Source organism: Paenibacillus zanthoxyli JH29 (assembly GCF_000520715.1).
GTDB lineage: Bacteria > Bacillota > Bacilli > Paenibacillales > Paenibacillaceae > Paenibacillus_AQ > Paenibacillus_AQ zanthoxyli.
This window is the reverse complement of record NZ_ASSD01000139.1, coordinates 1-11437: the sequence shown is the minus strand read 5'-3', so window position 1 is coordinate 11437 and position 11437 is coordinate 1. Positions and strand designations below refer to the sequence as shown.

12 protein-coding genes are annotated in these 11437 nt (G+C 54.6%); 1 reads left to right on the top strand and 11 read right to left on the bottom strand.

Going from position 1 to position 11437, the window contains the following annotated elements; translation table 11 throughout:
- Positions 1–348 (bottom strand): SDR family NAD(P)-dependent oxidoreductase (locus L691_RS0105665; RefSeq protein ID WP_025689305.1); only part of this gene is annotated, 348 nt, incomplete at its 3' end.
- 187 nt (positions 349–535) lie between these two features.
- On the opposite strand from L691_RS0105665, the gene L691_RS0105660 reads away from it, so the two are divergent.
- Positions 536–1513: a helix-turn-helix transcriptional regulator gene (locus tag L691_RS0105660; protein WP_025689304.1), complete on the top strand. Its 978-nt coding sequence runs from the start codon at positions 536–538 to the stop codon at positions 1511–1513.
- A gap of 74 nt (positions 1514–1587) precedes the next feature.
- Here the strand turns inward: L691_RS0105660 and glpK are convergent, their stop codons facing one another.
- From glpK to L691_RS0105605, 10 genes are all read right to left on the bottom strand, one after another.
- Positions 1588–3087: a glycerol kinase GlpK gene (gene glpK, locus L691_RS0105655; protein WP_025689302.1), complete on the bottom strand. Its 1500-nt coding sequence runs from the start codon at positions 3085–3087 to the stop codon at positions 1588–1590.
- A gap of 190 nt (positions 3088–3277) precedes the next feature.
- A complete protein-coding gene (locus L691_RS0105645; RefSeq protein ID WP_025689301.1) occupies positions 3278–4717 on the bottom strand; it encodes an ATP-binding protein in 1440 nt (479 codons plus the stop codon).
- Positions 4718–5434 (bottom strand): response regulator transcription factor, encoded by a 717-nt coding sequence (locus L691_RS0105640; RefSeq protein ID WP_025689300.1) that lies wholly within the window; start codon positions 5432–5434, stop codon positions 4718–4720.
- Between the two features lie 73 nt (positions 5435–5507).
- Positions 5508–6770 (bottom strand): cytochrome c biogenesis protein CcsA, encoded by a 1263-nt coding sequence (ccsA, locus tag L691_RS0105635; RefSeq protein ID WP_025689299.1) that lies wholly within the window; start codon positions 6768–6770, stop codon positions 5508–5510.
- Positions 6767–8452: a cytochrome c biogenesis protein ResB gene (resB, locus tag L691_RS0105630; RefSeq protein ID WP_025689298.1), complete on the bottom strand. Its 1686-nt coding sequence runs from the start codon at positions 8450–8452 to the stop codon at positions 6767–6769. Before resB ends, ccsA begins: the two co-directional genes overlap by 4 nt.
- Positions 8449–8973: a redoxin domain-containing protein gene (locus L691_RS0105625; RefSeq protein ID WP_025689297.1), complete on the bottom strand. Its 525-nt coding sequence runs from the start codon at positions 8971–8973 to the stop codon at positions 8449–8451. The genes resB and L691_RS0105625 overlap by 4 nt, the downstream gene beginning before the upstream one ends.
- A 119-nt stretch (positions 8974–9092) precedes the next feature.
- A complete protein-coding gene (locus tag L691_RS0105620) occupies positions 9093–9851 on the bottom strand; it encodes a pseudouridine synthase (protein WP_025689296.1) in 759 nt (252 codons plus the stop codon).
- A gap of 20 nt (positions 9852–9871) precedes the next feature.
- Positions 9872–10216: an N-acetylmuramoyl-L-alanine amidase gene (locus tag L691_RS0105615; RefSeq protein ID WP_025689295.1), complete on the bottom strand. Its 345-nt coding sequence runs from the start codon at positions 10214–10216 to the stop codon at positions 9872–9874.
- Between the two features lie 132 nt (positions 10217–10348).
- Positions 10349–10837: a spore maturation protein gene (locus L691_RS0105610; RefSeq protein ID WP_051459308.1), complete on the bottom strand. Its 489-nt coding sequence runs from the start codon at positions 10835–10837 to the stop codon at positions 10349–10351.
- Between the two features lie 51 nt (positions 10838–10888).
- Positions 10889–11437 (bottom strand): nucleoside recognition domain-containing protein (locus L691_RS0105605; protein WP_025689293.1); only part of this gene is annotated, 549 nt, incomplete at its 5' end.

Here is an 11437-nt window from a genome sequence, read left to right as displayed (position 1 = left end):
CTGCTCCCAGAAGGGCCGCTCATCAATCGGCAGCTCGTTGCCTCCCCATACATTGTTCACCAGTATGTCCAGCCTGCCTTGTTCGGAAGTAATGCGCGAAATTAAGCTTTCCATATCCCGGATATCGGTATGATCGCATCTTACCGCCGCTCCGCGCCCTCCTCTCTTTTCGATTTCTTCTACGGTGGCATCAATATCTCCCGGTCTATTTTTCGAGCGAATTCCATTAACGCTTCTTCCTGTCACATAGACGTAAGCCCCGGCGGCGGCCAATTCCAGCGCGATACCCTTGCCCGCTCCTCTGCTTGCTCCGGTGACAAGCGCAATCTTTCCCTGCAGCGTTTTCATATTAAGTTTCCTCCTAAGACAGAACTCACCTGCTCCATTTCGCTTCTCCAGATTTTCAGCTTTTTCGGGCCTTCACTGGATTAACACAGGCTGTATATTCAGTTTAGTCCTTATATATGTCATCGATTGTCGTATATTATTAATATAATTATTTAAAGTTATTTTTAAGTTAGGAGGAATTGCGGAGATGAGAGCCGACCGTCTGCTGTCCATTCTGCTGCTGCTTCAGAATCGCGGCAAGTTTACGACCCGCCAATTATCCGGCATGCTTGAAATATCCGAACGGACGGTGCACCGGGATATGGAGGCTCTATCGGCCGCGGGTATTCCCGTACTGGCGGAGCGGGGCCGCGAAGGAGGCTGGATGCTGGCGGAAGGCTATCGCACCAGGCTTACGGGCATGAAGCCCAGGGAGATTGGCGCGCTGCTATTAACCGCCGATCCGGCGATCCTTGACGACCTGGGGATTAAAGAGGACTATACTGCGGCGGCCCGCAAACTCGAAGCCGTATCCGGAACGCTTAGCCCGGAAGCCGGATACAGCCTGTCCGGACAAATCCATATAGACGGTGTCTCCTGGCATCCTATTGATGAATCCGTCCCCTATCTAATTCTGCTTCAGCATGCAATCCGAGAAAGCCGGCGAGTCAGGATCACCTACGGTCAGAGTGACGAGCAGAAGGAACGGATCATCGAACCTCTAGGACTAGTGGCGAAAAAAGGGGTATGGTACGCGGTCGCTTGCTGCGAGGGTGATTTTCGGACCTATCGGGTGTCGCGGATCGTACAGGCCGATATTATGGAGGAAAATTTTCAGCGGCCTCCGGATTTCGATCTTAGTGCGTACTGGGAACAGTCTACGCGCGACTTCAAGGCTTCATTGCCCCGCTATCCCGCCGAGCTGCGGATTCGGGACACCGCTCTCCCGGAGCTTGAAAAAGAGCGTTATGTGAAGGTGTTGTCTACCGCCGTTTCGTCAGACCCTGCATGGCTTGATGTAAAGGCAGAGTTCCATACGTTCGAATCGGCAAAACGCATCATATTGTCTTACGGAGCGGACTTGATCGTTACCACGCCGCCTAAGCTGAGACAGGAAATTGAGCATACCGCCTGTGCCATTGCCTCCCTCTACCGGACGCCGGAAAGCGGACCGCAAATTCCTTAAAGGATCGCGATCCGCCTCTTCTTGTCATTACCGTATTTTCTATGTGTAGGGACCAACGGGAGCCAACGTTACTCTCACGGCCGCTCATGCTTATCCCACCCCATCGTCCGTGAGACGGCATCCTGCCAAATATGGTAACGGCCCTCCCGCTCCTCCTGCGGCATGGCGGGCGTAAATGTCTTCTCCGCCTTGTTGAAATTCCGCAGCTCTTCACGGTTCCAGAAGCCCGCGATAAGCCCGGCCAGCAGAGCCGCACCCAGCGCCGTTGTCTCCGCGTATGTCGTACGCGTTACTTCTCTGCCCAGAATATCTGCCTGGAACTGCATCAGCAGATCATTGCGCACCGCTCCGCCGTCCACCCGCAGGTCGGAGAGTGGCATATCGGCGTCCTTCTCCATTGCCCCGATCACATCCCTTGATTGGAATGCAAGTGATTCCAGTGTGGCGCGTATGAGGTGGGCGGAGGTCGTTCCCCGCGTTAAACCGAAAACCGCTCCACGGGCATACATATCCCAATACGGCGCGCCCAGTCCGGTAAAAGCAGGTACAACTACGACACCCCCGCTGTCTTCAACTTCCCGCGCTTTTTCCTCGGATTGCCTCGGGTTTTCAATCAGGCCGAGACCCTCCTCCAGCCACTGCACCGCCGCGCCCGCGACGAATACACTGCCTTCAAGCGCATAATACAGTTCACCCTCTATTCCCCAAGCCACCGTCGTGAGCAGTCCATGCTTAGAGGCTACCGCTTCGCTTCCCGTGTTCATTAGAATGAAGCAGCCGGTGCCGTACGTATTCTTAGCGCTCCCGGCTTCCAGACAGGTATGCCCAAAGAGCGCCGCCTGCTGGTCCCCCAGCACGGAAGCAATAGGGATTTCCGCTCCGAACCACTGCTTAAGCGCCGTTCCGAAGGACCCGCCAGACATCCGCACCTCGGGCAGCATGCCCGCCGGGATGTTCAGTTCGGCCATCAGCTTATCGTCCCAGACTCTCCGGTGCAGATCGAACAGCATCGTCCGTGACGCATTGGTGACGTCCGTGGCGTGAACAGCACCGCCGGTGAGCTTCCAGATCAGCCAGGTATCCACCGTCCCGGCGAGCAGTTCGCCACGCTCGGCTCTTGCCCGGGCGCCTTGCACATAATCCAGTATCCAGGCGAGCTTCGTCGCTGAGAAATAAGCGTCGGCGACGAGGCCGGTCTTCTCCCCGATCTCCCGCTCCAGCCCCCTTCGCTTAAGTTCCTCGCACATCTCAGCGGTTCGCCGGTCCTGCCATACGATGGCCGGGTATACCGGTCTGCCGGTCGCCTTCTCCCAGATCAGCGCCGTCTCACGCTGGTTCGTAATGCCGATCGCGGCGATTTGCGAGGGATCGACACCACTTTTTACGACGGCCTCTCTTGCCGACCTGAGCTGTATATTCCAAATCTGCTCCGGATCATGTTCTACCCAGCCTGGACGGGGGAAATACTGGGTTAGCTCATACTGAGCCTGGCTGACCATTTTGGCTTCTTCATCGAACAGAATCGCCCGTGAACTGGTCGTGCCCTGGTCAAGGGACAAAATATAGCGGCTCATCGTGCAGCTCCGTCCAGAAGTATGTCTGGAAACAGGACTATTGCCGAAAAATCAATAAAGCGCTTAACATTTGTAATTTTTCTCATGGAAAATCCTCCTGTTAGCTTGTTCCACGAAGAACAAGATTTATCTGCTCCATTCAACAAAAAGCACCTCTGAGACAAGAGGTGCGATCAAAAATGTTTAAAATTTATTGTTTTTCGACAGGCAGACGAAGCGTAAAGCAGGTTCCTTCGCCTAATTTGCTGGCAGCCGAGATATGTCCGCCGTGGGACTCGACGATATTTTTGACGATAGCCAGGCCGAGACCGGTTCCTCCGGATTCCCCGCGAACCCGGGCTTTATCCGCTTTGTAGAATCGTTCAAAAATAAAGGGAAGATCCTCGGATGGAATGCCCACCCCTTCGTCCCGAACCTCGACCTCGATTTCCGACCGATTCGCGTAAATAATCCAGTCCGCCACGATATCGATCTTTTTGCCCGCAGGGGTATGCCGGAACGCATTATCCAGCAGATTCGTCAGCACCTGCTCCAGCTTATCTTCGTCAGCGTCATGGAGCCAAAGCTCGCTGCTCTTTTTAATACAGTGCAATTCAATGTCCCGCTCCTTGGCACGCACGGAGAATTTACGGTATATCCGTTCCAGCAGTTCGGTCATGTTGACCGGAGCCTTATGGAGATCCGTGTGTCCGGCATCCATTCGGGCCAAATCAAGCAGATCCTTCACCAGACGGCCCATCCGCAACGCCTCATCATGAATCACCTGAACAAGCTCGCTGCTCTCCTCCGGCGAAGAAGCCATGCCGTCCAGCAGCGCCTCGCTGTATCCCTGCATCATCGATAGCGGAGTGCGGATTTCATGGGATACGTTCGCCAGAAAGTCGCGGCGCATTTTCTCAAGCCGGACTTCTTCGGTCACATCCCGCAGCACGGCTACGGTGCCCTGAATTTGGTTGTCCGAATAGAGCGGCGTCATATGCACCGACCATACATCCTGACGCACATGCACATTGGAGTTGTGGTCGCCGCCATCCTGAAGCGTACGCCGGAACAGCAGGCGCAGCGGACGCGGAACACCCAGAGCCTCTCCGCTTACGTACTCGAAATCATCTTCGCCTTCCTGCTCCCATTTCAAATCATTCCAGCTTTCCAGCAGGGACTGGCCGTGCGGATTGGTGAGCACGATCTTGCCTTCGTTGTCAAATGTGATCACGGGATCGCTCATGCTGCGCAGCACGCTGGACAGAAGCCCTTTTTCATGATTCAGACTTCGGATAGTTCCCTCCAGTTCGGCGGCCATGTGATTGAAGGATGTCGCCAGCTCGCCGATTTCATCGCTTGTGACAAGCTTTAGCCTCTTGCCGTACTCTCCCCGGCGGATTGCATCCGCTGCTGCGATAACCTGATGCATCGGCTGCGTTATCTTGGTGAACAGAAACAATGCGAAGAAGGTCGTCATGGAAAACCCGATCAAGGCCGTATACATGAATAGCCGTTTGATTGCGCCGGAATTGGCGAAGTTGCTGTCAATGTATGGCAGCAGGAACAGCCCCAATGTCATAAGCACGACCGCAACGAGACAGATGATCGTCACCCACAGCTTGCCGACAAGGCTTCTCCAGAAGTTCACTTATTTCGGGACCTCAAGCTTATAGCCTACGCCCCACACCGTCGTGATCATCGCAGCAGATTCCGGCGATACTTTATTCAGCTTTTCACGGAGACGCTTCACATGGGTATCCACTGTACGCAAATCGCCGAAAAATTCGTAATTCCACACGTCCTTCAGCAGCTCCTCCCGCGAGAATACCTTATCCGGCGACACCGCCAAATAATGCAGCAGTTCATACTCCTTCGGCGTCAAGCTAACCTCCTGCCCTCCGGCCGTAACGCGGTGCGCGTCATGCTCGATCACCAGATGCGTAAATACGATATTATTGCTGGAATTCGTCTCCTTCGACAGAAAGGCGGTCGCCGAGGAACGGCGCATAATCGCCTTCACCCGGTAGATGACCTCACGCGGGCTGAACGGTTTCACAACATAATCGTCGGCTCCCATTTCAAAGCCCTGCACACGGTTGATCTCCTCGCCCTTGGCGGTCAGCATGAGTACCGGAGTGGACTTTACGTCTCTGAGCCGGGTCAGCACCTCAATACCGTCAATCCCGGGCAGCATGACATCCAGCAGAATCAATCCGTAATCAGCGGCGGTTGCTTTGCGAAGCGCAATTTCCCCGTCCTCTGCTTCGTCGATTTCATAGCCTTCCTTCTCAAGATACATTTTCAGAAGACGGCGGATACGTTCCTCATCGTCTACCACCAGAATTCTATTCAGATGCTCTGCCATTTCACAACAACCCCTTCATCGATACAGTAGAAGATACCCAGAGATTGACGCTCCCTGTATCCCGGTAGACAACTTAGTCTGTCCCGGCATACGAATGGAGTCCGGCGATCACCAGATTGACGCCAACCAGAGTAAACATGACAACCAGAAAACCAAGTACGGCCAGCCATGCGGATTTGCGGCCCTGCCATCCGCGCGCCAGCCGAAGATGGAGATAGGCGCTGTAAAACAGCCAAGTCACAAGAGCCCATACTTCCTTCGGATCCCAGCCCCAAAATCTTCCCCATGCCACCTGGGCCCATATCATGGCAAAAATCAAAGCCCCCAGCGTAAAAATAGGGAAACCGATGGCGATTGCCCGGTATGTAATCTCATCGAGATCGCCCTCGTCGATTCCATCCAATACGGGTTGAAGCGCTCTGCCAAGCGGCTTGCGGGCAATGAGGCGCAATGCGCCGTAAATCACAGCTCCGGTCAGCAACGACCAGATCACCGTATTGAATTTCCTTCCGGCATTGACACCCTTCATCCAGGACGGCGCTTCGGTTAGCGGTTTCTTGATGCCAAGAATCGACTGGAAGCTCTCAATTTTGCTATGGTAAGGTGCCACAATGGGCGGCATTCTATAACTGACTTTCTCTATTTTACTATCATTCTGCCCGGGATTGTCAACGGTAACGTTGCTTCTGGTAAAAACCGTCTCGTACCCCGCCGCCCGAAATGCGAATACGGATACCAGAAATCCGATAATAATGATGATGGTGAACAGCGTAAACTCGACTCCTCGCTGCTGGCGTTTGTCGTTTTTTGACGAGCTATTAAAATTGACCGTCCGCAGCAAATACATCAGGCCCGCAGCAAATCCCACCGCAAAAAAGGATTCGCCAAAAGCAGCCAGCGTCACATGGATATTCAAATAGACTGATCTTAAAGCCGGAATGAGCGGCTGGACTTCCTGCGGGAATACGGCGGCATACGCCATAACGATGATGGATACCGGAACGGAGAAAAGACCGAGCAGGATTTTGCGGTAAATGGAGAAGATGACCGTAAACGCGACCATCACCATCATGGATAAGAAGGTCATGAACTCATACATGTTGCTGACGGGAATATGCCCTCCGCCCGCCCAGCGGGTGAAGAAATACGCAAGATGGCACAAGAGCCCGACGGCTGAGGCGATAAAGGCGATTTGGCCCCAGCGCGCGGTATGCTCCTTCGGACTCCGGCCGGACCATCTGCGCCCCAAGATGGCGATGGTAAATAACATGAACGCTCCGCTGTACAGGAAAAAGGCTGCGATAAACGCATCATTGCTGAAATCGAGCAGACTCATGCTTGACCTCCCCCATTTTCCAATGATTTTTCATCCACGGAAATATTCATTTTCTCCAAGAAAGCTTTCACTTCCCGCCGAAGCCCGAACCAGTTCTTGTTCGTATGGGCCCCAAGCGTCAATTCGCCCCCGTCCACAGTCAGCCAAATCCGTCTATGCTGCCAGTAAAAGCCAAGCACCAGGCCGAGCATGACAATTCCGGCGCCGGTCCAGACAAACGGCATCGCGCGGTCCACGCGGAGGTTGAGATAACTGGTTGATTCCGAAAAATCGACGCCGCTCATATCGCCCACCTCAAGCTCCAAAAAGCGGCCCGCTCCCCCGAGCTTGTCATTGATCGCGTCCTGCTGGAATTCGGCCTTGTCATTCTGCTTCGGAAAATAGAAATACTGCTCGCCGTCCGCCGGCAAATTCGGGCCCTTAATCAGAAAAAGAAAGGCAGGCGCGTTCGGATACGGTGACTTGGAGATCGGCTGCCCTTCCTCGTTCAGTCCGAATTCCATATACTTCTCCTTCAGCTCCAGTGTATACGGACCGGCGGCAAAACGGCGCTCGGGATTTTTCATCTCCAGCTTGAACGAACCGTATGATTCTCCTGTCGCGGAATTGACCAGCTTTGGCGTTACCGAACGCAGCACAGGAGTCAGGTCGTAGTCGAACTGATACGCTTTCATTCCCTTGTAGCTCAAAGGATCGTTAACCTGGATCGCATGCGAAGCCACCTTCGTCAGCTTTGGTTCCTTGGATGGGTCGCCGCAGTCCGCCGTACATTCGTACAGCACCGCCTTCGTTTCGTACAGCTTCGGCAGCACTTTTTTGCCGCGGAATTCTTTAGGCATTTCTTCGTCCTTATAAAACTCTACGGTGAACTTCTCATTCTCCAAATAATAGGAGGTGTCCGGAATATGAATGATGTCTCCCTGCGGAAAAACAAGATGCTGATCCATATTAAGCCCTGGGAGCCCTCTGGCCAGTACGGCAAGCAGAAAGATAATCAGGCCGATATGGATAATGTAAGGCCCCCAGCGGCTGAACCGGTGCTTCTCCGCGAGCAGTGCGCTGCCGTCCGTCATAACCCGGTAACCCTGTTTCTTCAGAGGCTGAACGGCTCCTGCAATCCAGGCATCCGAATCCTCTGCGATCTTTCTTACCAGTACAACCTTCTGCCTTGTTAGAAACCGGCGGTGCTTGCGGATATTTTGCCGATGAAGAGCTTTATACAGAGGGAGCACACGGTCAAGGCTGCAAATGACGAGCGAGGCTCCGATCATGACCAGGAGAGTGATGAACCACCAGGATTCATACGTATGGGATAGACCGAGTCTGTAATAGATTTCGCCGGCTGTGCCGTAACGCTGCTTGTAATAGGTGGAAGGATCGATATTGAGAAAGGTGCTTTCCTGCGGAAAGATCGTTCCCAGCGTGGAGCCGAGAAGCGTCAGCACGATCAGGTAGATCGCGATTTTGACCGAGGAAAAAAAGTTCCATACCCGGTCAACGATGCCCGGATTGGCCTTTTGGGAACGGCGGGCCATGCCGTCATAGCGCATTTCAAGGGGATCACCCGAGTCCGTGTTATCAAGCAGCGGCTTGCCGCATGCTTCGCACAGCACCGTACCGGCGGGATTCTGGTGTCCGCATTCGCATTTCGTATTGACGAAAAGAGGGGTGCGGCCGCTCATCGGTTCACCAGCTTTCCGATTTGCGCATCGAGCGTGCTCAGATCAAGCTGCCCGATATGGATCGTATCAATTTTTCCTTTGGCGTTGATAAAAAAGGTCGTCGGCAGAGGTGAGATCCCGTAGCTGCGCACCGCCTCCCTCTCCGGGTCCATCAGAATCGGGAAGTTGACGCCGGTACCGTTTACAAAATTCTGGACCGTCATTTGATCCTCGCCGACATTGATGCCGACGACAACGACTCCTCGGGCCTTCCATTTCTCCCACTGTGCCTCCAGCGCAGGCATTTCCTTCACGCATGGGGCGCACCAGGAGCCCCAGAAATTCAGGACAATCGGCTTACCTTTATATTCGTCCAGCTTATGGGTCTTGCCGTCCAGCCCAAGCAGCTCAAAGGACGGAGCACGGCTGCCCTCTTCCGGCTTGCCGTCTCCTCCAAACGCCGAGGTTCCGATCGCATACCCGCCAAGCAGAACGATCAGAACCAAAATGATGATTTGTACCGGTTTTCTCGCTTTGCCCACACAGATTGCCCCCTTCTATGATACCGTTCATATCGTTAACAAGAAGTGTGAACATCCTATGAACATTATAACGAATACGGTCTCATTTTTCCGGGGAGTCTTGGGGGTACTTGTGAACATTATGTGTCTTTGCGGGTGTTATTTCCTTTGGCTAGTCCGGCCATAGCGAGCTGCTTCAGCCCGTTGATCTCGTCCTTGGTCAGATGGCGGTACGAACCGCGCTTCAGATTCTGCAGCAGAATATCGCCGAACGAAATCCGCTTCAGCCGGATAACGGGATGAGAGATCGCCTCGAACATCCGGCGCACCTGGCGGTTGCGGCCCTCGTGGATCGTGATGCTGATGACCGACTCCTTGCTGTCCTCGTCAATATCCTTGTACTCCACTTCCGCAGGAGCGGTCATGCCGTCCTCCAGCTTGATGCCCTCCTTCAGCTTGTCCAGGGACGTGCCGTGCGGAATGCCTTTGACCGTAGCCAGATAAGTCTTGGGCACATGATGCTTCGGATGGGTCAGCAGATTGGCAAATTCCCCGTCGTTGGTCAGCAGCAGCAGACCTTCCGTATCGTAATCGAGCCTTCCGATCGGATACACCCGTTCCTTGATGCCCTTCATGTAATCCGTCACGATTTTGCGGCCCTTCGGATCGGAAGCGCTTGTAATAACGCCTTTCGGCTTGTTGAACATAATATAGATTTTATTCTCGCCTGAAATCCTTTTGCCCGACACCTTGATGATATCCGTATCCGGATCGGCTTTCGTTCCGAGAGCCGTCACGACCTCGCCGTTGACTTCCACTTTACCGGCCAGAATCAGCTCTTCGCATTTTCGTCTGGACGCCACTCCGGCCTGTGCCAGTATTTTCTGTAATCTTTCCATTGTCGATTGGTCACCTCAGACTAATGATAACCATCGCCGGGATAAAGCACAAGTTCATTCCAGGGAAAATAGGGGCCGGGGCACGAATCGTTGTGGGGCTTGACAATCACCGGAGATATGCTGTACAGCGCGGCCAAATCCAGAATGAGCCGGCATGCGGCAAAAATCTGCTCCTGGGTCTCGGCTTGCTGCGCAGCGGCCTTAGGCTTCCCGAAATCGCCCTCCAGACAGAGGTGGATATATTCGGGGTCGGTCAGAAGCGGCGCCGCATAGGTTGTGCCTGAAGCATCGATCCAGAAATCAAAGCCTTTGCCGTTGATAGACGGACAGACGGAAGTGTGAATGATGAACCCTTGATACGGCATCCGCGTCTCCTCCCTTTTCCATTGCTTCAATAGCATATGAAAAAGAGGAAACCGGCGTTACGCCTCGCCGAAAAGCCGCCTTGGCGGCAGCGTCAGAGGCGGGCAAGCCATGCAGGCAAGCAGGGAATGGCGTCAGCCGAACACCAGCAGGCAGACTGCGATAGCGGCGACAAAGCCTACAAGGTCCGAGAAGAGTCCCACCTTGAGCGCATAGCGTCCGTTGCGGATGCCGACGGCGCCAAAGTAGACGGTCAGCACATACAAGGTTGTGTCCGTGCTGCCCTGGATCGTGGAGGCGATCCGGCCGATCAGCGAATCGGGCCCGTGAACGCGAATCAGTTCGGTAGCGTAGGCCAGCGAGCCCGTGCCGGTAAGGGGGCGCAGCAATCCGAGGGGCATCACCTCCGGCGGAACTCCGAGACCTCTCAGCAGCGGAGAGATGTATCCCATGAGAAAATCAAGCGCTCCCGAAGCGCGGAACACGCTGATCGCCACCATCATGCCGACCAGATGGGGAATGATCCCGATTGCCGTTCCGAAGCCCTCCTTGGCTCCGTCGACAAACGATTCGTAGACGGGAACCTTCCGGGCATAGGCGTATAATGGAATGAAAGCGATCATGACGGGTATGGCCCAGGTTGAAATCAGGCTGATGATCTGGTACAAGGGCGGTCACCCTTTCACTTGATAATGTGGTGGAGCCGATCCGCCCCTGGCGGGGGATCGGTTCTGCGCAGGCGGCCCCGGCGGCCTGCGCAGCAGCAGCATCCGGCGGCACAGCCGGTCTGCGAAGATGGCGGCGAGCGTTGCGACGAAGGTCGCCGCGAGCGTCGTCCCGACGATGTCCGCCGGATCGGCAGAGCCGTAGTTCAGGCGGATCGCAATCAGCGTCGCCGGAATGAGCGTGATGCTGGCGGTGTTGAGCGCAAGCAAGGTGCACATCGCGGGGGTGGCCGTATCCTTTTGGGGATTCAAGGTCTGCAATTCCTGCATCGCCTTGATGCCCATCGGCGTCGCCGCATTGCCTAGGCCGAGCAAGTTCGCGCTCATATTGGATAATATATAGCCAATCGCTGGATGCCCTTTCGGCACATCCGGGAACAGGAAGCGGACAACCGGACCTAGCAGTTTGGCGATGACGCGCAGCAGTCCGGCATCTTCCGCAACCTTCATGACGCCAAGCCAGAAAACGAGGACGCTTATGAGTCCGAAGCTGACTGT